A 25,356-nucleotide genomic window follows, 5' to 3' on the forward strand; every position below is an offset into this window, starting at 1 on the left:
CATGACCACGACCGAGAACACCACCGCCGAGGCTCTGACCGACGGCTCCATCGACCTGCTGCGGTTCGCGACGGCCGGGTCCGTCGACGACGGCAAGTCGACCCTCATCGGCCGCCTGCTGTTCGACTCGAAGACGATCTTCGAGGACCAGCTGGACTCGGTGGAGCAGGTCTCGAAGGACCGCGGTAACGACTACACCGACCTCGCCCTCCTCACCGACGGCCTGCGCGCCGAGCGGGAGCAGGGCATCACGATCGACGTCGCGTACCGCTACTTCGCGACGCCGAAGCGCAAGTTCATCATCGCTGACACCCCGGGGCACATCCAGTACACCCGGAACATGGTCACGGGCGCCTCGACAGCCGACGTCGCGCTGATCCTCGTCGACGCGCGCAAGGGCGTCATCGAGCAGTCGCGCCGACACACGTTCCTGGCGACGCTGCTCGGCGTGCCGCACATCGTGGTCTGCGTGAACAAGATGGACCTCGTCGACTACGACGAGGAGGTGTTCGAGAACATCCGCCGGGACTTCACGGAGTTTGCGTCCCGCCTGCGTGTCCCGGACCTGACGTTCATCCCGATCTCCGCGCTGGAAGGCGACAACGTCGTCAACCGGTCGGAGAACACTCCCTGGTACGACGGACCGGCCCTGCTCAGCCACCTCGAACGGCTGCACGTGGCCTCGGACCGCAACCTCATGGACGTCCGTTTCCCCGTCCAGTACGTGATCCGGCCGCAGTCGCACGACGCCCGTGACTACCGCGGGTACGCGGGCACGGTCGCGTCCGGCGTCATGAAGCCCGGTGACAAGGTCGTCGCGCTGCCGGCCGGCCTCGAGACGACCATCGAGGCGATCGACACCGCCGATGGTCCGGTCGAGGAGGCCTACCCCCCGATGGCCGTGACCGTCCGCCTGGCGGACGAGATCGACATCTCCCGTGGGGACATGATCGCGCGACCGAACAACACGCCGGCGGCCCTGCAGAACATCGACGCGCAGATCTGCTGGATGGACTCCGAGTCGTCGCTGGTCAAGGGCAAGAAGTACGCGATCAAGCACACCACGCGGTGGGCGCGGGCGATGGTCAAGGACATCAACTACCGCGTCGACGTCAACACGCTGCACCGTGACGAGGAGGCGACCGAGATCAAGCTGAACGAGATCGGCCGCATCCAGCTCCGGGTGACGCAGCCCCTGTTCGTCGACCCGTACCAGCAGAACCCCCAGACGGGGTCGTTCATCCTCGTGGACGAGTCGACCAACCGGACGGTGGCGGCGGGCATGATCGGCGGGCTGCCGCACTCGTCCTGATCGGCCGGGGCCGGCCCCAGTGAGGGGCCGGCCGCATCGTTCACCCCTGGAGATGAGAATGACCCGACGTCAGGGCCCAGCCACCGCTGAGACGGCCACGTTGCGCAATACGTGGGTCTTCCCCGACCAGAAGATCCTCTACACGCAGTTGCCCAAGAACGCCTGCACCAGCATCAAGTGGATGCTGGCGGAGGTCAGCGGGCAGAACCCGCAAGGTTTCCGCCGTGCGCTGAGCGACGAGCAGAGCCGTCGGATGCTCGTGCACAACCGGCGTCTGTGGAAGGGGGTGGGGCGGCTCTCCGAGATGTCCCCGGAGAGCCGTGCCGAGATCTCGCAGGAGAACGGCTGGTTCGTCTTCGCGGTCGTCCGTGACCCGCGACTGCGGGCCTGGTCGGCGTGGCAGTCCAAGTTCCTCGTCGGTGACCCCGTCTACGTGCACCGCAAGTTCGCGGGCGCTGAGTGGTTGCCGCGCGTGCCGAAGGACGCGGACGACGTCCTGGACGACTGGCGTCGCTTCGTCGACGCGCTGGAGCAGGGTGACGGTCCAGTGCGGGACGGTCACTTCCGGTCGCAGGCGAACCGCCTCAGCGAGGACAGCATCCCGTACGACCGGATCTACGAGATGCGTGAGCTGCCGCAGATGCTCCAGGATCTCGGCGGCCACCTCGAGCGTCGGGGGATCGCCCAGGAGCTCGCCATGCCGCGGGAGAATGACACACCGCTCCCCGCGGGGCGCGAAGTGTTCGACCACGGCGTGCTCGAGCAGCTGGAGAAGATATACGCCCGGGACTTCGAGCGGTTCGGGGATCTGTGGGACCTGACACCGACCCTGGACCGGTCGATCTCGTGGGACCGGACCACCATGACCGACATCGCCCAGCGCGTCGCCCACAACGAGCGGATCGCCGATCTGTTCGCGATCGGCCGTCGAGAGCGGGCGAAGCGTCGCGCGGCGGAGGCGGGGCCGGCTCCGGTGGCGGCCGGTGTGGACAGCGTCCCGGCGAAGGAGCTCGTGGGTGAGCTCGGCCGGCGCGTCCGCCGACGGGTGCGTGGCGCCGCCGGGCGTCGGCCCTGAGAGCTGAACTGCCGGACAGGATGCGGAGCCCGAGGCGGCCTCGCCACCTGGAAGGACGGCGCACCAGATGATGGATCCCCCAGACGCCGGACCCACGGTACCGGGCGGGCCGCGAACTGCCGCGGATGCGGCCGACGTGGAGAACTCGCTGGTGCTGACCGAGCATCGGATCGTCTTCGTCGACGTGGCGAAGAACGCCAGCACGAGTATCAAATGGATGCTCGCCGACCTGAGCGGGCAGGATCCCGAGGTGTTCTACCGGGGCACTGGTATGGCGCCTACGCCGTGGCAGACGGTCCACCGGCGGTCCGCGTGGCGCGGCGTGCGCTCGCTGAGCGAACTCACCGCTTCCGAGCGCGCTCGCATCTCCCCGGACGGATGGTTCGTCTTCGCCGTCGTGCGTGACCCGCGCGTCCGGGCCTGGTCGGCATGGCAGTCGAAGTTCCTCGTCGGCAACCCGCTGCACACGACCGTCAAGTTCCCCGACCGGCCATGGTTGCCGCGCGTGCCCACCACGAGCGACGAGGTGAAGGAGGACTTCGCCCGCTTCGTCGACGCACTGGGGGCGCGGACCGACCTCGATTTGGTCACGGACTCCCACTTCGCTCCCCAAGTCGACCTGCTCCACGAGGCGACGGTGCCGTACAGCCGGATCTACGACATCTCAGAGCTCGAGCAGATGCTCGAGGATCTCGGGCGCCACCTCGGGACGATCGGCGTCGAGGTCCGGCCGTCGCTGGCGCGGGAGAACGGCACCCCCCTCGCGATCGCCGGGCGAGTCTTCGAACCGCCCGTGCGGGCCCGGCTCGAGGAGTTCTACGCCGCCGATCTCGAACGCTTCGGCGAGTGGTGGGACTTCGATCGCACGGTGCAGCGCCGGACGGCATGGAGCAAGGACGCCTTCCGCGATGTCGCGGCTCGGGTGGCTGCGGGGCGTCGCGTCGCGGACCTGTCGCTCGCAAGTCGCGAGCTGCGCGCCGAGAGGGGTCGTGCCGAGAGCCGTGCCCGACGGCTCGAGAAGGCGACGGCGACGGCGCGTCGTCAGGCCGCCTCCCATCGTGCCGAGTTCGCGCGGCTCGAGCGTCGTCTCGATCGCGCGACGGCTCGTCAGCATGACCTTCGACGGCGCGTCGTCGAGCTCGAGGCTGCGCTGGAGCGCCGCACGGTCCGGGGCTTCGCTCGCGCGGTCCTGCGCCGCGGACGACGAATCCTCGCGAGAGCCTCCGGTCGGGCACGTCGATGAAGACCGGGGGACCGCGACGCGTCGGCAGCGCTCAGCGCCCGGCGGCGTATCCCTGCGCCCCGCGAGGGTTCGCGGCGGCACCGAGCAGGCCACCGGCGGCGTCCCGGGTCACCGCGGACAGCCGGCCCAGCGACCACGGCCCCGCCTCGGTGAGCACGTGGCCGCGCCGTGCGAGCCCGTCGATCACGTCGGCGCCGAGCCGCGACTCGACGACGGCACCGCCCGGTGTCCAGGCGCGGGGCCAGAACGAGTCGGCCATCGAGGTGGTGTGCAGCGTCGGGGCGTCGATCGCCTCCTGCGGGGTGTACCCGCCCACCAGCACGCGCAGCAGGAACGGCAGCTGCCACTGGTCCTGCTGGTCGCCGCCCGGCGTGCCGCAGGCCATGACCGGCAGGCCGCCGTCGAGCACGAGGGTGGGCGACAGCGTCGTGCGCGGCCGCACGCCGGGGGCGAGCCGGGACGGCGAGGACTCGTCCAGCCAGGTCATCTGCAGCCGGGTGCCGAGGCAGAAGCCGAGCGCCGGGATGGTGGGGGAGGACTGCAGCCAGCCCCCGGAGGGAGTGGCGCTGATCATGTTGCCCCACCGGTCGACGACGTCGAGGTGGCAGGTGTCGCCGCGGGTGGTGCCGTTCACCTGGACGGTCGGTTCGCCGGTGCCCGAGGCGGCGGCCCCGGCCGTGCGCAGCGGCGGGAGCGGGGGAGCGGTGCGCCCCGGGACGCTGCCCGGCCGCAGCTCGTGCGAGGCCCGGTCGCCGACGAGTGCACGACGGTCCGCCGCGTAGGCGGCGGACAGCAGGTGGTCCAGCGGCACGTCCGTGTCGCCGTACCAGGCGTCCCGGTCGGCGAGGGCCAGCTTGAGCGTCTCGAGCACCGTGTGCGCGCCGAGCTCGGTGGCCACGTCCAGCCGGTCGTCCTCGAAGCCGTCCAGCAGGCGCAGTGCCTGCAGCAGTACGGGCCCCTGGCCCCAGGCGCCCGTCTTGACGATCGTGCGGCCCCGGAACTCCGTCGTCGTGGGCTGCTCGTAGCCCGCCCACGACCCCGCGACGTCGGCCGCCGTCATCACGCCGGCGTGGTCGCGCCCGTCGGCGTGCCGGTGCGGCGTCGCGACGAACTCCTCCACGGCGGGTCCGACCAGCTCGCGCCAGGCGGTTCGGGCGGCCTCGACCCCGGCGCCCCGGGAGGGTGCGCCGTCGGCGGCGTCACCGAGCTGCTCCAGCAGCGCGGCGTAGGCGGGGTTCGTGACCGTCTCGCCGGCGCGTGGGGGCCGGCTGTCCGGCATCCACCGCGCCGCCGACGTCGGCCAGTGCTCGGCGAAGAGCCCGCTGACCCGTTCGACGGTCGCGGCCACGGCCGGCAGCACGGGGTGGCCGTCGCGGGCGTAGCCGACGGCGTAGGCCAGCACGTCGCGCACGGTCCAGGTGCCGTGGTCGCGCAGCAGCACGAGCCAGGCGTCGACCGCGGCCGGGACGGCGGCGGCCAGGGCGCCGGAGCCGGGGACGAGGTCGAGTCCCTCGGTGTCGCGGTAGTGGTCGATCGTGGCGCCCGCCGGTGCCGGGCCCTGCCCCATGAGGACGCGGGGGTCGTCGGGTTCGTCGGCGGTGCTGAACAGGCCGACGAGGTCGCCGCCGGGTCCGTTGAGGTGCGGCTCGACGACGTGCAGGACGAACGCCGCCGCGCAGGCGGCGTCGAAGGCGTTGCCGTCCCGCTCCAGCACCGACTGGGCGCTCGCGGTGGCCAGCCAGTGCGTGGAGGCGGCCATCCCGAACGTGCCCTGCAGGTCGGGCCGGGTGGTCGAGGCGGGTGGTGGGGTGAAGGTCATGCGGTCTCCTGTCCGCGAAGGTGTCCGACGACGGTCACGGCCAGCGCGATCACTGCACTGACGGCGACGCCGAGGGCGAGGTGGATCTGCAGCAGCGCGGCGCCGACACCGGCGCCGGCCCCGAGCAGGACGATCGCCGCGACCCGGCGGCCGACGTGACGTCCGTGGCCCCCGACGAGTCGCGAGTCCATGGCCAGCCCGGTGATGGCACTCGTGACCACGACGGTGGTGATCTCCTTGACCGCGAGGTGTCGGGCCGCGGCGGCCTGGAGACCCATTGCGCCCGCCAGCATCCCGGTGACCGTGAGCTGGATGCCGTGCGGCATGTCGGTGTCGTGGACGCCGAGCAGCACGGTCAGGGCGACGAGCACCGCGCCGACCGCGCCGAAGCAGGCCGTCGTGCGTCCGGACCACCCGACGTCGTCGGCGCGCAGCACCAGGCCGCCGAGCCCGGCGCCCGCGAGGAAGGTGACGAACGCCAGCAGCGGGCCGACGACGGGGAGGTCGTCGGCGCCGGCGACGCCCATGCCGAGGATGACCACGTTCCCCGTCATGTTGCCGGTGAAGACGCGGTCGAGGCCGAGAAAGCCGACGGCGTCCGCGATCCCCGTGGAGAACGTCAGGGCGAGCATGAGGCCGAGATGGAGGCGGTCGCGAGGCACGCCGCCACCCTAGGCCCGACGCGGGCACGTCGAGCACACGGCCGACCGGATCATCGTGAGGCCGCTCACCGGTCAAAGGGCGCCCATGTTTCCGATATGTCTTGTCCCGAGGCGCGCCAGATCACATCTCGATAACAAATTGGTACACATCGTGATAAAGATCATCGGCCCGCTCCAGGGGTCCCCGCCGGTCCCCGCGAGATATCGCTTAGTGTGATGGGTAGTGCGTGAGTGTCGACTCGTGACCGACCGGCCCGACGAGCCGGTGGTCGCAGCCTGCACGGGCCTGGCCCCGGCCGAGTCCGACGACCAGTAAATGCCCCCTGACCAGGGAGAATTGTGCCAGCCATCGAGGCAAGTGGCCTGACAAAGATCTTCGGGCGCCGACCGCAACGCGGTGTCCGGATGCTGAAAGAGGGCGCGGACCGCGATCAGCTCCGCAAGGAGGGACTGACCGCCGCGGTCATCGACGCCACCTTCGACGTGAAGCCCGGCGAGATCTTCGTCGTCATGGGTCTGTCCGGTTCCGGTAAGTCGACGTTGATCCGCATGGTCAACGGCCTGCTCGAGCCGACCGACGGCGTCATCACGATCGACGGGCAGGACGTCACCCACCTGTCCAAGAACGGCCTGCGCGACGTGCGTCGCAGCAAGGTGTCGATGGTGTTCCAGCACTTCGCCCTGCTGCCGCACCGCACCGTCGGCGAGAACGCCGCCTACCCGCTGACGCTGCGCGGCGTGAACAAGGCCGAGCGCGAGGCCAAGGCCGAGGAGGCCCTCGGCATGGTGGGCCTCGGAGGCTGGGGCGCGTCCATGCCCAGCCAGCTCTCGGGCGGCATGCGCCAGCGCGTCGGCCTGGCCCGTGCGCTCGCGGCCGGCACCGACGTGATGCTGATGGACGAGGCGTTCAGCGCCCTGGACCCGCTGATCCGCAAGGAGATGCAGGACCAGCTCCTCGAGCTGCAGGCCGAGCTGGGCAAGACGATCCTGTTCATCACGCACGACCTCAACGAGGCGATGCGTCTCGGCGACCGCATCGCGATGATGCGCGACGGCCGGGTCGTCCAGATCGGCACCTCCGAGGAGATCCTCAACGAGCCGGCCAACGACTACGTGGCCCAGTTCGTCGCGGACGTGGACCGCAGCCGCGTGCTCAGCGCCGGCGCGGTGATGGAGCGTCCCGTCGCCGTCGTGGGCAGCGAGTCCGGCCCGAAGGCTGCCCACAAGCTGATGCGCGAGCACCAGACCTCCTCGCTGCTCGTGACCGGCCGCGACCGGCGCGTGCAGGGGATCGTGTGGGAGGACGACGTCGCGGAGGCGGTCCGGGCCGGGAGCGACCGGCTGCCCCTCAGCGACATGGAGGTGGCCGAGGTCGGCACCGACACGCCGCTGGCCGAGCTGTTCCACCACGCCGCGGCCAGCAAGGCCCCGCTGGCCGTCGTCGACGAGAACCGCCGCCTGCAGGGCATCATCCCGCGGGTGACGCTGCTCAGCGCGCTGTCCGGACCCACCACCGACGACCTCGACGGGTCCGTCGAGCGCGAGGGCGACGGCCCCGCCGACGGTGAGCCCGTTCTCGACCCGGCAGGAGCGAAGTGATGACCCCGATGTCCGCCGTCCCCAACATCCCGGTCGGCAACGCCGTCGAGGACGGGATCGACTGGATCACCGACAACTTCGGCGGGGTGCTGGACGGGATCAGCACCTTCCTGTTCACGTTCGTCGACACGATCACCGAGCTCCTGCTCTCGTGGCCGCCGCTGGTGGGGGTCGCGATCTTCACCGTGCTGGCGCTGCTGGTGCGGTCGTGGGGCCTGGCGCTCTTCACCCTGCTCGGCACCCTGCTCATCGTGAGCATGGACATGTGGGAGCCGGCCATGGAGACGCTCGCCCTGGTGCTGGTGGCCACCACGATCGCCGTGGTCATCGCCGTGCCGGTGGGCATCCTGGCCGCCCGCAGCGACAGCGTGAGCACGGTGGTCAAGCCGATCCTCGACTTCATGCAGACGATGCCTGCTTTCGTCTACCTCGTGCCGGTCGTCATCTTCTTCGGCATCGGCGTGGCGGCCGGCGTGTTCGCCACGATCGTCTTCGCCCTGCCCCCGGGGGTCCGGCTCACCGAGCTCGGTATCCGCGGGGTGGACTCCGAGACCGTCGAGGCCGGCGAGGCCTTCGGTGGCACGCCCTGGCAGATCCTGCGCGGGATCCAGCTCCCGCTGGGCCTGCCCACGATCATGGCCGGCGTCAACCAGGTCATCATGCTGGCCCTGTCGATGGCCGTCGTGGCCGGCCTGGTCGGCGCCGGTGGCCTCGGCCAGCAGGTCGTGTCCTCGATCTCCCGCATCGACGTCGCCCTCGGCTTCGAGGCCGGTCTGTCGGTCGTGATCCTGGCGATCTTCCTCGACCGGGTGACCGGTGCGATCGGCCAGCCCACGGGGCGTTCGCTGGTGTCCATGGTGCGCAACCGCCGGGCCGCCCCCGCCACGGTCTGATCCCTCACCCCCAGAACCCCTGCACGTCCTGCCCGGGCAGGACAGTCCCGCCCGGGACGCACACGTCACGGGACACCGTCCCTGACCGGGGACCTCGTCCCCCGACACGGAAGGAACTCATCACATGAGCACCCATCGCAAGCATCTTCGCCACGGCGTCGCCTTCGCCTCCGTCGCGGCGCTCGGCCTGACCCTGGCCGCCTGCAGCTCCGACGACGGCAGCGGCTCCGGCGAGGAGTCCTCCGCCGAGGGCGGCGACAAGGGCACCATCACGCTGGGCTACATCCCGGCCTGGACCGACGGTCTGAGCACCGCCTACCTGCTCGACGCGAAGCTGACCGAGGCCGGCTACACGGTCGAGCACCAGGAGATCAGCGAGGCCGGTGTGCTGTACACCGCCCTGGCCGACGGCGACGTCGACATCTATCCGTCGGCCTGGCCCGAGGTCACCCACGCGGACTACATGGAGCAGTACGAGGGCTCCATCGAGGACCTCTCGACGTACTACGACAACGCGAAGCTGACCTTCGCCGTGCCGGAGTACACGGACATCGACTCGATCGACGAGCTCGCGGACAACGCGGACATGTTCGACAGCACCATCGTGGGCATCGAGCCCGGTGCCGGCCTGACCCGCGTGACCAAGGAGTCGGTCATCCCGACCTACGGTCTGGACGAGGCCGGCTACACCCTGCAGGAGTCCTCCACCACGGCGATGCTCACGGAGCTGGAGCAGGCCACGGAGAACGAGGAGGACATCGTCGTCACGCTGTGGCGGCCGTTCTGGGCGAACTCCGCCTACCCGGTCAAGGACCTCGAGGACCCGGAGGGTGCGCTCGGCGACTCCGAGGGCCTGCACTTCCTCGCCACCGAAGGGTTCTCCGACGAGTACCCCGAGGTCGCTGACTGGATCGGCGGCATGACGCTGGACGACGAGCAGTTCGGCACGCTCGAGAACTCCGTCGTCAACGACAACCCGGACGACCCGGCCGCCGGTGTCGAGGCCTGGCTCGAGGAGAACGGGGACGCCGTCGGTTCGATCGACAGCTGACGCCTCCACGTCACCGCCCGACGACGTCGGGCACCGCAGCGCCCGTCCCGGTCCGCCGGGGCGGGCGCTGCGTCGTGCGGGCACCTCTCAGCGCAGCATCGCGTGCAGCGGCGCCGTCCCGGCGGTCGTGCCGGCGACCACGCGACCGTGGTCGTGCGCCGCGCCCCCGGGCGGCGTGGGACGTCCATCGTCCGGCAGGGCCGGGCGAGCGAGCGGGGCCGCGTCCTGCAGGCGCTCGGTGACCGCACGGCGCAGGGGCCGGGAGGACGGCTGCTCTACCCCGTGATGGATCGCGGCAGCCAGCAGGAGGGAGACGCCGACGGCGGCGGCGAGGGTCGGCCACGTGCCGACGCCGGCCGTGCTCAGCCACTCGGTGACGGCCCACCCGAACTGCGTGTGCACCAGGTACAGGGGGTACGTCAGCGCGCCGGCGGTGACGCACGCCGACGCCGCGCCACGGTGGCGCACGGTGGCGCGCGGATGGGTGGCGGCGGCGACGAGGGCGATGCCGGCCAGGAGGACGCCGACGGAGACCACGGGGTCCACCTCGACGCCCTGCAGCTCGGTGGCGAGCCCGGCGGCGTGCACCACCCGCTCCGCCCCGGCGACGACGAGGACGGCGAGGGCCGCGCCGACCGCCCGGGTCGACGGGGCACGTCGTCCGACGGAGGGCTCCTCGCTGCGGCCGGTCAGGTCCCGCCAGAGCACGAACAGCAGCATCCCGATGCCGAAGTAGACGGCGTGCCGGGCGGACAGGAGCTCGGCCAGCCAGGGGTAGCCCAGACCGCTGATCACCATCCCGACGGCGGGCCAGCCGAGGGCCAGCGCGATCGCCCGGCCGCGGGTCAGGGGACCGACGGCGAGCGCGACGCCGATGAGCAGGTAGAACTTCAGCTCGACCAGCAGTGTCCAGTAGACGACCTGGGAGGGTTCGGCGCCGAAGAGGTCGGGCGCCATGGTCGCGTTCGCGAGGGTCTCGGCCGCGCTCAGGTGACGGCCGGCGTCCCAGAGGCTCTGCAGCACGGCGGTGGCGGCCACGCAGGCCCAGAACGCCGGGTAGAGGCGACCGACGCGGGAGCCGGTGAACTGGGCGAACGTGCGTCCCTGGACGCTCCACAGGATCGCGAAACCGCTGATGACGAAGAACGTCTCGACGGCGAGCCAGCCGTACCGGGTGACCTCGCTGACGCCCGCGAAGAGGACGGAGACGTCGACGCCCCAGTACCGGTCCGCCGTCGGTGTCGCGGTGAAGTGGTAGAGCACCACGGCCAGCGCCGCTCCGAAGCGCAGCACGTCCAGGACGTGCATGCGCGGTGCCGTGTGGGTGCTCGAGACCATCCCCGGGACTCTAGGTCACGTTTGGGTAACAATCCAGCGAGAGGGCCGGAGCGGTCGCCGCTAGGCTGGGGACCAGCGCCGACGGGAGCCCCCAGCGCGCGACACGAGACCCACGACGTCCCAGGAGGGCACCCATGACCGACACCGCTGCGACCACCGGCCGACCGGCCGCCGGCTTCGACGAGGTGCCGGGCCGCTACAAGGTCCGCTCGCTCGCGCTGGCGGAGTCCGGCCGGCACCAGATCCGGCTCGCCGAGCACGAGATGCCCGGCCTCATGGCGCTGCGCGCCGAGTACGGCGAGGCGCGGCCGCTGGCCGGCGCCCGCATCGCCGGGTCTCTGCACATGACCGTGCAGACCGCCGTGCTCATCGAGACGCTGACCGCGCTCGGCGCCGAGGTGCGCTGGGCGAGCTGCAACATCTTCAGCACCCAGGACGAGGCGGCGGCCGCCGTCGTCGTCGGCCCCGACGGCACCCCGGAGGACCCGCGGGGCGTGCCCGTCTTCGCCTGGAAGGGCGAGACGCTCGAGGAGTACTGGGACTGCACCCAGCAGATCCTGGTGTGGCCCGAGGGCGAGGGCCCGAACCTGATCCTCGACGACGGCGGGGACGCGACCCTGCTGGTCCACCTCGGCCTCCAGTACGAGCGCATCGGCGCCGTGCCGCCGAACACGCTGCCCGGGGAGCCGGACCACACGCACGAGATGAACGTCGTGCGGGACCTCCTGCGCCGCGACCTCGAGATCGACCCCCTGCGCTGGACCGGCGTCGCCGAGCAGATCGGGGGTGTCACCGAGGAGACCACGACCGGTGTGCACCGCCTCTACCACCTGGCGGACTCCGGCGAGCTGCTGTTCCCGGCGATCAACGTCAACGACTCGGTGACCAAGTCCAAGTTCGACAACAAGTACGGCATCCGCCACTCGCTGCCGGACGGCATCAACCGCGCCACGGACATCCTCATCGGCGGCAAGGTCGCCTTCGTCGCCGGCTACGGTGACGTCGGCAAGGGCGCCGCCGAGGCCTTCCGCGGCCAGGGCGCCCGGGTCATCGTCTCCGAGGTCGACCCCATCTGCGCGCTGCAGGCCGCGATGGACGGGTTCCAGGTCGCGCGGCTCGAGGACGTCGTGGGCGAGGCGGACTTCTTCGTCACCACCACCGGCAACAAGGACGTCATCCGGGTCGAGCACATGCTGGCGATGAAGGACAAGGCCGTGGTCGGCAACATCGGCCACTTCGACAACGAGATCGACATGACCGGCCTCGCGGCCGTGCCGGGCGTGGTCAAGACCGAGATCAAGCCCCAGGTGCACGAGTGGACGCTGCCCGCCGCCGAGGGCCGTGCCGAGCGGTCGGTCATCGTGCTCTCCGAGGGGCGGCTGCTCAACCTGGGCAACGCCACCGGCCACCCCTCGTTCGTCATGTCGAACTCGTTCGCCAACCAGGTCATCGGACAGCTCGAGCTGTTCGCCGACATGGCCCGTCCGGCCGACGAGCGCCAGTACGCCCGCCAGGTCTACCGGCTGCCCAAGGCGCTCGACGAGAAGGTCGCGCGGCTGCACCTGGACGCGCTCGGCGTCCGACTGACCGACCTCAGCAAGGAGCAGGCCGACTACATCGGCGTCCCGGTCGAGGGGCCGTACAAGCCGGAGCACTACCGGTACTGAGCCTCAGCGGGGCACGTCGCGGTGGCGGAAGCCGGCCAGGCCGGCGCCGAGCAGCGCCACCGCGACGGCCCCGACGACCGCCACCGCGCCGCCCGACGGGTCCTCGGCCGGCAGAGCCCCGATGGCGTGCAGGGGGGACACCTGCAGCGCCGCGTCCGGCATGCTCAGGGTCTCGCCGAGCGTCTCGACGACCGCGACGTAGGCGATCGCGACCCACACCAGCGCCAGGGCCCGGGGGACCAGGCCGAACAAGGCCACCCCCAGCGCGGCGACGGCGACCACCGCCGGCAGGAACTGGACCGTCGCGACCAGGGTGCCGGCGTCGTCACCGGTCGCTCGTGCCGTGCTCACCGCCAGGGCGGCCCCGCCCGCCAGCGCGACGAGGGCACCGCCGAGCACGGCGACGGCGGCGTGCGTGCCGAGCCAGGTGGTGCGGCGCACCGCCAGGGCCAGGAGTGCCTCCAGCCGGCCGCGGGTCTCCTCCCGCCGCGTCCGAGCCAGGACCTGCGCGGACGCCCCGAACGCCATGAGCATGACCATCACCAGCGTGAACGACACGTACCAGCTCGTCGGGTCGGCGGCGGCGCCCGGCCACACCGTGACCGTCAGGTCCGGGTTGGCCGCGACGATGTCGGCGATGTCGTCGGTGAAGACGCCCAGCAGTGCGCCGACGAGGACGGAGCCCGCCGTCCAGGCGAGCAGCGCGGCGCCGTGCTGGCGGAGCGCCAGGCCGGGCCCGGACGTCAGGAACCACCGGGCGGACGCCGGGCCGGGACGGCTGGGCACGACCGCGCTGCCGAGGTCGCGGCGGCCGACCAGCACCAGCCCGGCCGCGACCAGCACCGCAGCGGTGCCGAGCTCGAGGAGCAGGGGCCAGACCCGCGGGTCGTCGGTGAAGGGCCGGGTCTCCTGCTGCCAGGCGAGCGGGGACAGCCACTTCCAGCCGTTGTCCTCGACGTCGCCGACCGCACGGAGGACGAAGGCGACGAGCAGCGTGGCGACACCGACGGCGACGACGCCGGCGGACCGACGCAGGAGCTGGCCGGCGAGCATCGCGACCCCGGCGAAGACGAGCCCCAGGGCGGTGACGGAGGCTCCGTAGAGGGCCGCGGCGGCGAGGTCGACGTCGTAGGCCAGGAGCGCGGCGACCAGGCTGAGGCCCACCAGCACCAGCGCCGTCGTCGTGACGACCATCGCCGCCACCCAGGGTGCCCGGGAGCCGATCGCCCGCGACCGCAGCAGCTCGAGCAGCCCGTCCTCCTCGGCGGCCCGCGTCGAGCGGGCGACGAGCAGCAGGCCCATCAGCGGCACGGCGATGCCGGCGATGAACGCGAACTCGTTGGCGGCCACGCCGCCGAGGGTGTCTGCGCCGTACGGCGTGCCGTTGATCGCCGCCATCGTGGGGTCCGAGCCCACGGTGGCGTCGTAGGTCGCGAGCTGTTCCGGGGTCCCGTAGCTGGTCTCGATGGCGGCGATCGTCGCGACGTAGGTGCCGACGAGGCCGCCGACCCAGCCCAGCAGAGCCTTCCAGCCGGTGCGCAGCTGGAGCCGCAGCACCGTGCCCAGGCCCTGGCCGGTGCGTGACGTCATGCCGGGGCCTCGTCGTACTCGGACAGGAACAGCTCGTCCAGGCTGGGCGGACGGACCGTGAGCCCCCGGAGCCCCCCGTCGACGAGCGGGCGCAGCACGCGGTCCAGCTGGTCGGGCTCCACCGTGAAGGTGATCTCACGACCCGCCCCGCCGTCGGACACGGGGGCGACCTTGAGGTCGTGCAGGTCGAAGCGTTCGAGGTCGGGCGGGGTTCCCGGGACGACCGCGCGCACCGTGGTGCGGGCGAGCCCCCGCAGCTCGGCGACGGACCCGGCCTTGACGGTCCGGCCGCGCCGGATGATCGTCACCGTCGAGCACAGGGCCTCGACCTCGGACAGGATGTGGCTGCTCAGCAGCACCGCGGCGCCGTCGGACACCCGTTCGGTGACGCACTCGCGGAAGACCTCGTCCATCAACGGGTCCAGGCCGGCCGTGGGCTCGTCGAGCACGAAGAGGTCGGCCCGTGCGGAGAGGGCGGCGACGAGGGCGACCTTCTGCCGGTTCCCGCGGGAGTAGTCGCGTACCCGCTTGGTGGGGTCGAGGTCGAACCGTTCGACGAGCTCGGCACGCCGCGCCGGGTCCAGCGGCGGCCCGGACGCGCCGAGCACGTCGATGCACTGCCCGCCGGTCAGCCCGGGCCACAGGGCGACGTCACCCGGCACGTAGGTGAGCCGCCGGTGCAGGCGTACCGCGTGGCGCCACGGGTCCTGGCCGAAGAGCCGCACCTGCCCTCCCGAGGCGCGGATCATGCCGAGCACGACACGGAGGGTCGTGGTCTTCCCGGCGCCGTTGGGCCCGAGGAACCCGCGCACCTCCCCGGCGTCGAGGCGGAGGTCCAGCCCGTCGAGCGCGCGGAACGAGCCGAACGTCTTGACGAGCCCGGAGATGTCGAGCACGGGGTCGGACACGCCTGCTCCTCGCCTGTCGGTCACTGCTCGCTTGTCAGCGACGGTACTCCCGGCGCGGCGCGCTCGCCCAGGTCGGAGGCGGGTGCCGGGCCGGGTCAGTTCCGGGGGTCGGGGACGCCGTAGGGCAGCCGGTGCAGGGACGCCGCCTGCGCCGTCGCCCGTTCCTGCTCCTGGCGGCCCCGTGCCAGCTCCCGGTCGCGGCGCTCGTGGAGGACCGCGTGCAGGAACGACTCGGCCGGGGTGCCGGACGGCGGCCCCGGGGCCACGTAGGCCTCCATCTGGGCGGCCAGCTCGTCGGTCAGCCGCGCGCGCGACGCCGGGGCCAGCCGGGGCGCGCGGTCGAGCACCTGCCGGGCGCGCAGCGCCAGGCCGTCGGGCAGGCGGCGGATGTCGGCCGTGCGGGCCCAGGTGGCCAGGGCGGGAGACATGACCAGCGGCTGCTCCCAGCTGCGCGCACCGCGGACCCGGACGGCGTAGGTGCCGGCCAGGAGGTCGCCGAGCCGCTTGCCGCGGGGGTTCGCCAGCGACGTGATCACCGCGACCGAGCCGGCCGTCAGCCAGATCTCGAAGACCCCCACCAGGGACCGCACCAGCGCGTGTCGCACCCGGACCGGACCGCCGTCGTCACGCACCACGCGCAGCCCTGCGGCGAGCTTGCCCAGCGACCGTCCGCGCGTGAGCGTCTCCACGGTGGTCGGCAGCACGACGAGCAGCAGCACGACGATCGCGATCACGGCTGCCCGTCCCCACTGCGACGCCGCCGCGACGTCGGACTGCCAGACGAGGATCCCCGTGACGACCCAGACCGCCAGCACGAGCCCGCCGATCGTCACCGCCACGTCGACGAGCGCCCCCGCCGACCGGGAGGCGAACGAGGCCGGCCGGGCGTCGAGCAGCACGCCCTCGCCGATGAGGATGCCGTCGGTCACGGTGCTTCCGTCCGCTCGGTGCGTCGCCACATGTGGCAGGGTATCGGCCGTGGACCTGGACGCCTTCACCGCCGTGCACCGCCCGGAGTGGGACCGCCTGGCGGAGCTGTCGAAGCGCCGGCGGCTCGACGGTGCCGAGGCGGACGAGATCGTCCGCCTCTACCAGGCCGTCGCCACCCATCTGTCCACGGTGCGGTCGGCGGCACCGGACCCCGCGACCGTCACCCGGCTGTCGGAGCTGCTCACCCGGGCCCGCACCAAGATCGCCGGCTCGCACGAGCCGGCCTGGTCGGACGTCGTCCGGTTCGCCGTCGTGTCGGTCCCGGCCGCGCTCTACCGGATCCGGTGGTGGATCCTCGCCGTCACCGTCGCCTTCCTCGCCGTGGCCGTCACCGCCGGGGTCTGGGTCGCCGTCGACCCCGACGCTCTCGCGGCGATGGGCACGCCCTCCCAGCGTCAGCAGTACGTCGACGAGGCGTTCGCGTCCTACTACGACCCCCAGCTCTCCTTCGCGGCGATGGTGTGGACCAACAACGCCTGGATCGCCGCCCAGACGATCGCGACCGGCATCACCGGGGTGTTCCCGGTGTTCGTGCTGGGCAACAACGCGGTCCAGATCGGGGCCACCGGCGGCATGATGGCCGCCCACGGCGAGCTGCCGCTGTTCCTGCAGCTCATCGCCCCGCACGGCCTGCTCGAGCTGACCAGCATCTTCGTGGCCGGTGCCGCCGGGCTCAAGCTGTTCTGGACCTGGGTCGACCCCGGCCCGCGGCGGCGGGTCGTGGCGCTCGCCGCCGAGGGGCGCTCGATGATCACCGTGGTCGTCGGCCTTGCCGCCGCGCTCGGCCTGTCCGGACTGGTCGAGGGCTTCGTGACGGGTTCCGCGCTGCCGTGGTGGCTGAAGATCACGATCGGAGCGCTCGCGCTCGCGACCTTCCTCGCGTACTTCCTCGTCCTGGGGCGCCGCGCCGTGGCCGCGGGGGAGACGGGCGACCTCGACGCCGACCGCGCCGGCGCGGTGCTGCCCACCGCCGGCTGACCCGGCGGCTCAGAGCCGCCCGGCGGCCTTGAGCGCGAGGTAGGTGTCGGCCAGGCGCGGCGCCAGCTGGTCCGGCAGGGCCTCGAGCACCTCGGCGCCGTGCTGCCGCAGCACCGCCGCCACCGCGGACCGGTCCAGGTCCCCCCGGGAGGCCGCAGCCGCGTCGTACACCTCCTCGACGGTGTCCCGGCCGGCCGCCAGCGTCGTGACGTCGGCGTCGGCGACGGCCGCCACCACGACCTGGTGGGTCCCGGTGAGCCGGTCCACGACGGGCAGCAGGCCGGTCTCCACCGCCGCGGGGTCCAGCGAGGTGAGCAGCACCACGAGCGAGCGCTGGCTCACCCGAGCCCGGACCTGGCCCACCAGCCCGGTCCAGTCCGTCTCGAGCAGGACCGGCTCGACGGCGGCCAGCGCGTCGGCCATCGCGGGCAGCAGCCGCGGCCCCGAGGCCCCGGCGACCCGGGCGCGCACGGTGCGGTCGTAGGCGAGCACCTGGACGCGGTCGCCGGCCCGGTCGGCCAGCGCGCCCAGCAGCAGGGCCGCCTCCACGCTCGCCTCGAGGCGGGTGCCGCCGACGTTCACGGACCCGTCGTCGACGGTGCCGATCCGCGCCGCCGAGGTCCGGCCGGTGTCCAGCACCACGACGACACGGCGGTCCCGCTCCGGACGCCAGGTGCGCACCACCACGTCGCCGCCCCGCGCGGTGGCGCGCCAGTCGATGGACCGGACGTCGTCACCGACCACGTACTCGCGCAGCGAGTCGAACTCCGTGCCCTCGCCGCGCACCTGGACGGCGGCGCGACCGTCCATCTCCCGCAGCCGGGCCAGACGGCTCGGCAGGTGCCGGCGGGAGGTGAACTCCGGCAGCACCCGCACGCGGCCGCCCACGGGGATCGCAGCCTGTCGGCCGGCGACCCGGAGCGGCCCGAGCGTGCGGACCGTGACCGGTCCGGCGTGCCGGTCGCCGCGGCGCGTGGGCAGCAGCGGCGTGCGCAGCCGCACGGAGTCGCCGGGAGCGAGGTCGACCGGGTGCCGGGCGTCACGGACCGGCCGGGACGGGTCCGTGTGGGTCTGTCGCGAACCGCTGTCGTCCCGCGCGGCCAGCGAGGGCGGCCAGGCGTCGCGGACGACGGCGCGCAGCCGCCGCCCGGCGGCGTTCGTCACCACCAGGCGTGAGTCCACCGGCGTGCCCAGCCGGACCGACGTCGGGACCGTGCGCTGCACGGTGACCTGCCGGGGCGAGGCGGCCAGCGCGACGTCGAGAGCGCACACGGCGGCCACGACCAGCAGCCAGACCAGCACCACCCCCGGCACCGGCCACAGCGCGACCGGGACGGCGCCCACCGCCGCCAGCACCACGGCGCGCCAGGTGAGCACCATGTCAGCGCGGGACCGGGACGGCGGCGAGCACGGTGCCGAGCACGGACTCGGCGGTCACACCCTCCAGCTCGGCCTCGGGACGCAGCTGGACCCGGTGCCGCAGCGTCGGGAAGGCCAGGGCCTTGACGTCGTCGGGCGTGACGTACATCCGGCCCGACAGCCAGGCCCAGGCGCGGGAGGCGGCGAGCAGGGCGGTCGCACCGCGGGGGGAGACCCCGAGCTGCAGGGACGGCGACTGCCGGGTGGCGCGGCACACGTCGACGGCGTAGCCGAGCACCTCGGGGGCGACCTCGACCTGGCGGACCTCCGCGCGCGCCGCGGCGAGGGTCTCCGGGCCGGCCACGGCGTGCACGCCCGCGGCGGCCAGGTCGCGCGGGTCGAACCCGGCGGCATGCCGCGCCAGGACCTCGATCTCGCTGTCCCGCTCCGGCAGGGGGAGCAGCACCTTCAGCAGGAACCGGTCGAGCTGTGCCTCGGGCAGCGGGTACGTGCCCTCGTGCTCGACGGGGTTCTGCGTGGCCACGACGACGAACGGCTCCGGCAGGTGCCGCGGAGTGCCGTCGACGGAGACCTGCCGCTCCTCCATGGCCTCGAGCAGGGAGGCCTGGGTCTTCGGCGGGGTGCGGTTGATCTCGTCGGCGAGCAGCAGGTTGGTGAACACCGGCCCCTCGCGGAACGAGAACTCGGCGGTGCGGGCGTCGTACACCAGCGATCCGGTGACGTCGCCGGGCATGAGGTCGGGGGTGAACTGGACCCGCTTGGAGTCCAGGTCGAGCGCCGCGGCCAGCGACCGCACGAGCAGCGTCTTGGCGACCCCGGGCACCCCCTCGAGCAGCACGTGGCCCGAGCACAGCAGGGCGATCAGCAGGCTCGTCACCGCCGAGTCCTGGCCGACGACGCCGCGGCCGACCTCGGTCCGCACGGCCGCCAGGGCGCGGCGCAGCTCGAGCGACGGCTCCGGGGTCTCGGGGCCGCTGGCCGGGGCCCGGTCCGGGGTGGGGGCGTCGTCGGGCCCGTCGGGGGACGTCACCTCGCGGCCGCCGGGGTCGGCGCCCGGCGCGAGGGTGTCGGAGTCCGTGCCGGGGGCCGGGGACTCCGTGCCGGTGGTGTCCGGGCTCGGCTCGGCGGTCTCGACCGGGTGCTCCCGCGGGGTGCCGGCGGACAGGTTCTCGTCGGGGTGGGTCACGGTCGGTGAACCTCGCTCTCCAGGGTGTCGAGCCGGCGGGCGAGCTCGGTGAGCGCCACGTCGTCGGCCGGGGGTGATCCGTACAGCAGGGCGGAGACGTCGTGCGGGTCGCGGCCCGTGGCACGCTCCACGGCGGCGACCACGGTGTCGCCCCCGGCGGACCGGGGCAACCCGAGGCGGCGAGCGATCCGGTCGGCGGTGGCCGCGCGCAGGGCCGCCGCCGCGTGCCCGCGGGACCGGGCCCGCCGGTAGAGCCGCCCGCGTCCACGGGTCGCCTCCGCGGCCGGCACCACGACCGGCAGGTCCTCGACGAGCAGCGGGCCGAGGCGACGCGCGCGCCAGACCGCGGCGACGGCCGCCACCAGCAGGGCCCACCACGCCACGGCCGCGAACCACGGCGGCACGAGGTCCAGCAGCCCGGCACCCTCGCCGGGCGCGCCGGGGCCGCTCGGCGACGTGCCCCCGAGCGCGCTGTCGTCCGCGGGGTGTTGGACCAGCCAGACCAGTCGCTCCTGGGCACCGAGCAGGTGCAGGGCGAGCGCGGCGTTCCCGTCGGTCAGGACGTCGCCGTTGCGCAGGAAGGCGGCGTCGGCGACGGCGGTGACCGACCGGCCGTCCCGGACCGTGGTGGCCAGGGCCACCTGGCGTCCGTCGGGGACGGGCCAGCAGCCCGCCACCAGGTCGCCGGCGACGAGGAGTCCCGGTGCCAGCCGGGACGGCCCCGCGGCGACGGCGGCCGGTGCGTCGCACTCGGCGGGTCGGGGCGCCTCGGGAGCCGACGCCTGCTCGTCCAGGGCGATGGTCCCGCCGGACACGGCCTCCAGCAGGGCACGCCCCGCCTCCGCGACGACGACGTCGCCGGCGGCCGTGGCCAGCAGCTCCGCCTGTTCGGGACGCAGGAAGGGCGACGGCGGGACGAGCACGGTGGTGCCCGGACCGGCCGCGGCCACCGCGTCGTCGACACGGTCGACCTGGACGACGGAGACGCCCTGCTGCTGCAGCACCTGGGCCAGCGCCCGGGAGCCGTCGTCCCGGGTGTTCTCGACGTCGTAGGGCGTGGTCGAGGTGGGTGGGCGCAGCAGGGCCAGCACGGCCACGAGAGCCGCGAGGCTCAGCAGCACCAGCAGCGTCCAGCGGACCCGGCGCCATCGTCGCCGGGTGCGGGAGCCGAGCGTGCTGCCGTCCCCGGTGGCGGTGGACGTCCAGGTCCCGGTGGTCTCGGTCGCGGGCACGGTCACGAGGCACCGGCCGTCGTCGGGGCGGGGCGTGCGGTGGACGCCCGCTCGTCCAGGGTGCGCAGCCGGTCGTCGTCGGCGCGGCCCGCCGGCCGGTGGCCGTAGCAGACGGCGTCGAACAGCCGGGCGGCGGCGCCCAGCGGGTCGGCGAGGTCCGGCACGCGGTCGCCGGCGTCCCGTGCGGCTTCCTGGGCGGTCCGGCCGGCGCGCTCGTCCAGCACGGCGCGCTCCTCGAGGACGCGCACGACGGCGCGGAAACGCTCCAGGACGGCGGTGTCCCAGTCCTTCCGGGCGGCTGCGTCGTCGGCCGCCCGGCGCATCTCGGCCGCGGTGCGGGTGTCGTCGTCGTGCACGACGACCGAGCGGGCCGCGGAGCGGCGACGGAGCCGGGCGGGGCCGGCGACCCACCACGCGACCCCCACGACCACGCCGGCGACGGCGACGATCACGGCGGCGAGCACCAGGGGGTCGGCGTCGACGGCACCGACGCCGTCGAACAGCCCGAGGAACCACTCCAGCAGGCGCATCAGCCACGACTGGTCCTGCGCGTACTCGGGCCGCGCGAGCTCCTCGACCAGCCAGCGACGCGCCGTCTCCCGGTCGGGGTCGACGGGCACCTCGGCAAGGACCGCCGCGGTGTGGCCGGTCACCACTGGCCGGCGGGCCCCGGAGGCGGGGTGCCCGGTGCCGTCGGGCCGCCGGGGCCCGTCCCCTCCGGTGCCGCGGCGCGTTCAGCCGCCTGCGCGAGGCGGACGTCGAGACCCTCGCGGCGCATCCGCACGTCGGTGTAGACCAGTGCCACCACGCCGGAGACGAAGATCAGGTAGATGAGGGTCGACAGGACCGAGGCGAGGACCGTGGCCAGGAGGTAGCCCCACCCGAAGACGAGGGGGCCGTCGATCGACTGGCCGGCGAAGGCGAGCGGGACACCGACGACCTGACCGGCCAGGAAGGCGATGATGCTGGCCAGCAGGATGGTGCCGAGGATGCGCCAGTAGCTGCCGCGCGTGAGTCGCCAGGCACGGGCCAGCGTGCGGCCCAGGCCCCGCCCCTCGAGGACGAGGGCCGGGGCGACCAGCAGCAGCCGGACCCACAGCCACAGCGCCCCGGCGACGACCGCGGCGAGGCAGGCGAGGCCGACGAGCACCGTGGCGCCCGTCGACCCGGTGGCGGCGTTCGTGCCGACCACGACGAGGACGCCGACCACCACGACGGCGACGTACCCGACGAAGAGACCGATCGTGCGCAGCACCATCCAGCCGATGAGGACGCCGAGGCGGGGCCGTACCCGCGTCCAGACCTCCCCGACCGACAGCTTGCGGCCGATCACCGACTGGCTCACGGACACGGTCACGACGCCCTCGGCGATCGGCTGCGCCACGACGAGCGTGAGCGACATGCCGACGGAGATCGCGATCACCTGGGCCAGGGAACCGGCGTCGGGGAACAGCATCCCGAGCTCCGGGTCCTCGGCCGGCAGCGCGCCGATCTGGCCGGTCAGCCAGGGGACGGCGACCTGGGCGAGGATCGTGCCGACCGCCGTGGCGATGACGACGACGAGGCTGACCAGCCCGAGCATGACGGCCGGGTTGTGCCGGACCGAGGAGAACGACCCGTCGAAGATCTCCCCGAGCGACAGCGGGCGCAGCGGCACCACGCCCGGCTTGCTCGCCGCCGGACCGTAGGGCGAGGGCGGCGTGGCCTGCGTCCCGCTGCCGTACTGACCGGACCCGCCGCCGTACTGGCCCGGGCCGTACTGCCCGTACGCGGGCGGGCGCGGCGCCTCGCCCCAGCCCGAGGGCGGGGTCGGCTGGTCGGGCGAGCTCATGTGGACTCCTCGGACGAGACACGGGCGGTGCGGGACCGCCACCGACCCTATAGCCTCCAGGGTTCCACGGGCGCGCCCCGACGTGCCTGTCCGCGCCACCTGGCAGACTGTCGCCATGAGGTCCCGTGTCCTGGTGGTCGACGACGACACCGCGCTGTCCGAGATGATCGGCATCGTCCTGGAGTCGGAGGGGTTCGAGACGAGCTTCTGCGCCGACGGTGACGAGGCCATCGGCCAGTTCCGGTCCATGCAACCCGACCTGGTCCTGCTCGACCTGATGCTCCCCGGCAAGGACGGCATCGAGATCGCCCGGGAGATCCGCGGCGAGTCGGGCGTGCCCATCATCATGCTGACGGCCAAGACGGACACGGTCGACGTGGTGCTCGGCCTGGAGTCCGGCGCCGACGACTACGTGACCAAGCCGTTCAAGCCCAAGGAGCTCGTCGCGCGGGTCCGGGCCCGGCTGCGCCGCTCCGACGAGCCGGGTCCCGAGCGGCTGAAGATCGGTGACGTCGAGATCGACGTCACCGGGCACGCGGTGACCCGGGACGGCGAGCGCATCAGCCTGACGCCGCTGGAGTTCGACCTGCTCGTGGAGCTGGCCCGCAAGCCGTGGCAGGTCTTCACCCGTGAGGTGCTCCTGGAGAAGGTCTGGGGCTACCGCCACAGCGCCGACACCCGCCTGGTGAACGTCCACGTCCAGCGGCTGCGGTCGAAGATCGAGAAGGACCCCGAGAACCCCGAGGTCGTCCAGACGGTCCGGGGCGTGGGCTACAAGGCCGGTGCCGCCCGCTGAACAGCCGGCGGGTCGCTCGGCCGTGCCCGACGACGTCACCGCGGCGGAGGCCCCCTCCGGCGATCCGCAGAACCCGTTCGTGGCCGGGGTGCGCTCGCTCGTGCAGCGCTGGCGCTCCTCGATGCAGGTCCGCGTGGTCACCACCGCGCTCGCCCTCGGCGTGCTGGTGGTCGTGGTCCTGGGGCTGTTCCTGTCGGACTCCATCCGGGACGGGCTGTTCGAGCAGCGCATCGAGCAGATCGAGGCGGAGAACGCCGCGCTGGTCCAGGAGACCCAGTCGCGGTTCAGCGCGTCGACGGCCACGACGATCGGGGAGCAGCAGTCCTTGCTGCGCGACGTGATCCTCGGCCTCAGCGCGATCGGCTCGAGCGCGCAGGACTACTTCCTGCGCCAGGCGCCGGACCAGAGCCTGCCGCTCGTCGACCCGTCGTCCCGGCAGGACCTCTCCGTGCGGGACGTCGTCAGCCCCGCGCTGCGCGAGGCCACGCTCACGACCGACGGTCCCGTGCTGCAGTCGGTGCTCATCCCGGCCGCGTACAGCGAGTCCGGGGCCGACGAGCCGGGTGTCGTGTTCGGCACCACGGTCGAGCTGGCCTCTGCGGGGACCTACGAGCTGTACGCGCTGTACTCGCTCGCCTCCCAGCAGGAGACCCTGCGATTCGTGCAGCGCACCCTCGCGATCGGGGCGGCGGTCATCATCGCGATGATCGGGCTGCTCACCTGGACCGTGACCCGCCAGACCGTGGCGCCGGTGCGCCGCGCGGCGACCGCCGCGTCGCGGCTCGGGGAGGGACACCTGGACGTGCGCATGCCCGGTTCCCGCGGGCAGGACGAGATGGCCACCCTGGCGCGGACCTTCAACGAGATGGCCGCCAGCCTCGAGGACCAGATCGCGCGCATGGAGGAGCTGTCGACCTCCCAGCGCCGGTTCGTCTCCGACGTCTCGCACGAGCTGCGGACCCCGCTGACCACCGTGCGGATGGCCGGTGAGGTCATCTACGCCGCCCGCGACGACCTGGGCCCGGCCGCCCGGCGGTCGGCGGAGCTGCTCCAGACCCAGCTCGACCGGTTCGAGGAGCTCCTCACCGACCTGCTGGAGATCAGCCGGTTCGACGCCGGCGCGGCGGTGCTGGACGTCGAGCACCGGGACCTGCGCGACGTCGTGACCGCCGTCGTCGACACCGCGGCCCCGCTGGCCGAGAGCAAGGGTGTGTTCCTGTCGGTGGACATGCCGGGGGAGCCGGTCCGCGCCGACATCGACCCGCGCCGCGTCGAGCGCATCCTGCGCAACCTGGTGGTGAACGCCGTCGAGCACGCCGAGGGCAACCCCGTCGAGGTCACGGTGGGCGGCGACGACGAGGCGGTCGCCGTGGTGGTCCGCGACCACGGGATCGGACTGACCCCCGACGAGCTCAACCGGGTCTTCGACCGGTTCTGGCGCGCGGACCCCGCCCGCGCGCGCACCACGGGCGGGACGGGGCTGGGCCTGGCCATCTCGCAGGAGGACGCCCGGCTGCACGCCGGCCGGTTGCAGGCCTGGGGCAGCCCCGGCGCGGGGGCCAGCTTCCGCCTCACGCTGCCGCGCCGGGCCGGCATCCGGCTGACCGGGTCGCCGCTGCCCCTCGAGGGACCCGACCGCTCGGGCGAGCGGCCGCTGGAGACGGGGCAGGTCCCGGTGGTCAACCCGCCGACCGGACCGACGCCGACGGCGATCCCCGACCTCTCGGCGAGCCACGAGGAGACCCCATGACCGTGCACCGGACACCACGAAGGGCCGCGGCCGCGCTGGCGGGCCTCGTCGCGACG

The 25,356-nt window shown here is 73.2% G+C and carries 21 protein-coding genes; 10 read left to right on the forward strand and 11 right to left on the reverse strand.

Going from position 1 to position 25,356, the window contains the following annotated elements:
- Position 1 precedes the first annotated feature (1 nt).
- The 3 genes from cysN to Q6349_RS06155 all read left to right on the forward strand — a co-directional run bounded on the left by cysN (position 2) and on the right by Q6349_RS06155 (position 3,630).
- The gene (cysN, locus tag Q6349_RS06145) at positions 2 to 1,312 is read left to right on the forward strand and encodes a sulfate adenylyltransferase subunit CysN (protein ID WP_171247384.1); all 1,311 of its coding nucleotides are present in this window, start codon (positions 2 to 4) and stop codon (positions 1,310 to 1,312) included.
- A 100-nt stretch (positions 1,313 to 1,412) separates the two neighbouring features.
- Positions 1,413 to 2,387 (forward strand): sulfotransferase family 2 domain-containing protein, encoded by a 975-nt coding sequence (locus Q6349_RS06150; protein WP_304603330.1) that lies wholly within the window; start codon positions 1,413 to 1,415, stop codon positions 2,385 to 2,387.
- A 136-nt stretch (positions 2,388 to 2,523) separates the two neighbouring features.
- Entirely contained in the window at positions 2,524 to 3,630 is a 1,107-nt protein-coding gene (locus Q6349_RS06155) for a sulfotransferase family 2 domain-containing protein (RefSeq protein ID WP_304603331.1), read from the forward strand.
- 31 nt (positions 3,631 to 3,661) lie between these two features.
- Here the strand turns inward: Q6349_RS06155 and Q6349_RS06160 are convergent, their stop codons facing one another.
- Together Q6349_RS06160 and Q6349_RS06165 are read right to left on the reverse strand one after the other, a co-directional pair.
- The gene (locus Q6349_RS06160; protein ID WP_304603332.1) at positions 3,662 to 5,449 is read right to left on the reverse strand and encodes a gamma-glutamyltransferase family protein; all 1,788 of its coding nucleotides are present in this window, start codon (positions 5,447 to 5,449) and stop codon (positions 3,662 to 3,664) included.
- Positions 5,446 to 6,111, reverse strand: a complete 666-nt coding sequence (locus Q6349_RS06165; RefSeq protein ID WP_304603333.1) for a YoaK family protein — start codon at positions 6,109 to 6,111, stop codon at positions 5,446 to 5,448. Before Q6349_RS06165 ends, Q6349_RS06160 begins: the two co-directional genes overlap by 4 nt.
- A gap of 405 nt (positions 6,112 to 6,516) precedes the next feature.
- On the opposite strand from Q6349_RS06165, the gene Q6349_RS06170 reads away from it, so the two are divergent.
- The 3 genes from Q6349_RS06170 (at position 6,517) to Q6349_RS06180 (ending at position 9,654) form a co-directional block, all read left to right on the forward strand.
- On the forward strand, positions 6,517 to 7,710 hold the full coding sequence (locus Q6349_RS06170; RefSeq protein WP_304603334.1) for a glycine betaine/L-proline ABC transporter ATP-binding protein: 1,194 nt from the start codon (positions 6,517 to 6,519) through the stop codon (positions 7,708 to 7,710).
- Entirely contained in the window at positions 7,710 to 8,603 is an 894-nt protein-coding gene (locus Q6349_RS06175; RefSeq protein WP_304603335.1) for a proline/glycine betaine ABC transporter permease, read from the forward strand. The genes Q6349_RS06170 and Q6349_RS06175 overlap by 1 nt, the downstream gene beginning before the upstream one ends.
- A 124-nt stretch (positions 8,604 to 8,727) precedes the next feature.
- Entirely contained in the window at positions 8,728 to 9,654 is a 927-nt protein-coding gene (locus tag Q6349_RS06180; protein WP_171247379.1) for a glycine betaine ABC transporter substrate-binding protein, read from the forward strand.
- An 87-nt stretch (positions 9,655 to 9,741) separates the two neighbouring features.
- Here the strand turns inward: Q6349_RS06180 and Q6349_RS06185 are convergent, their stop codons facing one another.
- Positions 9,742 to 10,992 (reverse strand): acyltransferase, encoded by a 1,251-nt coding sequence (locus Q6349_RS06185; protein WP_304603336.1) that lies wholly within the window; start codon positions 10,990 to 10,992, stop codon positions 9,742 to 9,744.
- Between the two features lie 134 nt (positions 10,993 to 11,126).
- On the opposite strand from Q6349_RS06185, the gene ahcY reads away from it, so the two are divergent.
- Positions 11,127 to 12,659, forward strand: a complete 1,533-nt coding sequence (ahcY, locus tag Q6349_RS06190) for an adenosylhomocysteinase (protein WP_304603337.1) — start codon at positions 11,127 to 11,129, stop codon at positions 12,657 to 12,659.
- A gap of 3 nt (positions 12,660 to 12,662) precedes the next feature.
- Here ahcY and Q6349_RS06195 read toward each other — a convergent pair whose 3' ends face one another.
- From Q6349_RS06195 to Q6349_RS06205, 3 genes are all read right to left on the reverse strand, one after another.
- A complete protein-coding gene (locus tag Q6349_RS06195) occupies positions 12,663 to 14,249 on the reverse strand; it encodes an ABC transporter permease (protein WP_304603338.1) in 1,587 nt (528 codons plus the stop codon).
- Positions 14,246 to 15,157, reverse strand: a complete 912-nt coding sequence (locus tag Q6349_RS06200) for an ABC transporter ATP-binding protein (RefSeq protein ID WP_304603339.1) — start codon at positions 15,155 to 15,157, stop codon at positions 14,246 to 14,248. Before Q6349_RS06200 ends, Q6349_RS06195 begins: the two co-directional genes overlap by 4 nt.
- A 95-nt stretch (positions 15,158 to 15,252) precedes the next feature.
- Positions 15,253 to 16,116, reverse strand: a complete 864-nt coding sequence (locus Q6349_RS06205; RefSeq protein ID WP_304603340.1) for an RDD family protein — start codon at positions 16,114 to 16,116, stop codon at positions 15,253 to 15,255.
- Between the two features lie 19 nt (positions 16,117 to 16,135).
- Between Q6349_RS06205 and Q6349_RS06210 the strand changes: the two genes are divergently transcribed.
- Positions 16,136 to 17,125, forward strand: coding sequence for a stage II sporulation protein M (locus tag Q6349_RS06210; protein WP_304603341.1), 990 nt, complete (start codon positions 16,136 to 16,138; stop codon positions 17,123 to 17,125).
- Between the two features lie 9 nt (positions 17,126 to 17,134).
- Here Q6349_RS06210 and Q6349_RS06215 read toward each other — a convergent pair whose 3' ends face one another.
- The 5 genes from Q6349_RS06215 to Q6349_RS06235 form a co-directional block, all read right to left on the reverse strand.
- On the reverse strand, positions 17,135 to 18,505 hold the full coding sequence (locus Q6349_RS06215; RefSeq protein WP_304603342.1) for a DUF58 domain-containing protein: 1,371 nt from the start codon (positions 18,503 to 18,505) through the stop codon (positions 17,135 to 17,137).
- 1 nt (position 18,506) lies between these two features.
- Positions 18,507 to 19,535, reverse strand: a complete 1,029-nt coding sequence (locus Q6349_RS06220; protein ID WP_304603788.1) for a MoxR family ATPase — start codon at positions 19,533 to 19,535, stop codon at positions 18,507 to 18,509.
- 152 nt (positions 19,536 to 19,687) lie between these two features.
- The gene (locus Q6349_RS06225; protein ID WP_304603343.1) at positions 19,688 to 20,923 is read right to left on the reverse strand and encodes a DUF4350 domain-containing protein; all 1,236 of its coding nucleotides are present in this window, start codon (positions 20,921 to 20,923) and stop codon (positions 19,688 to 19,690) included.
- Between the two features lie 2 nt (positions 20,924 to 20,925).
- Positions 20,926 to 21,543 (reverse strand): DUF4129 domain-containing protein, encoded by a 618-nt coding sequence (locus tag Q6349_RS06230; protein WP_304603344.1) that lies wholly within the window; start codon positions 21,541 to 21,543, stop codon positions 20,926 to 20,928.
- A gap of 29 nt (positions 21,544 to 21,572) precedes the next feature.
- Entirely contained in the window at positions 21,573 to 22,754 is a 1,182-nt protein-coding gene (locus Q6349_RS06235; RefSeq protein WP_304603345.1) for a glycerophosphoryl diester phosphodiesterase membrane domain-containing protein, read from the reverse strand.
- A gap of 115 nt (positions 22,755 to 22,869) precedes the next feature.
- On the opposite strand from Q6349_RS06235, the gene mtrA reads away from it, so the two are divergent.
- Together mtrA and mtrB are read left to right on the forward strand one after the other, a co-directional pair.
- The gene (gene mtrA / locus Q6349_RS06240) at positions 22,870 to 23,550 is read left to right on the forward strand and encodes an MtrAB system response regulator MtrA (protein ID WP_171247370.1); all 681 of its coding nucleotides are present in this window, start codon (positions 22,870 to 22,872) and stop codon (positions 23,548 to 23,550) included.
- Between the two features lie 22 nt (positions 23,551 to 23,572).
- A complete protein-coding gene (mtrB, locus tag Q6349_RS06245) occupies positions 23,573 to 25,300 on the forward strand; it encodes an MtrAB system histidine kinase MtrB (RefSeq protein ID WP_304603346.1) in 1,728 nt (575 codons plus the stop codon).
- The last annotated feature ends 56 nt before the right edge of the window (positions 25,301 to 25,356 follow it).

The sequence above is a fragment of the Isoptericola sp. 178 genome (genome assembly GCF_030586525.1).
Lineage (GTDB): Bacteria > Actinomycetota > Actinomycetes > Actinomycetales > Cellulomonadaceae > Isoptericola > Isoptericola sediminis.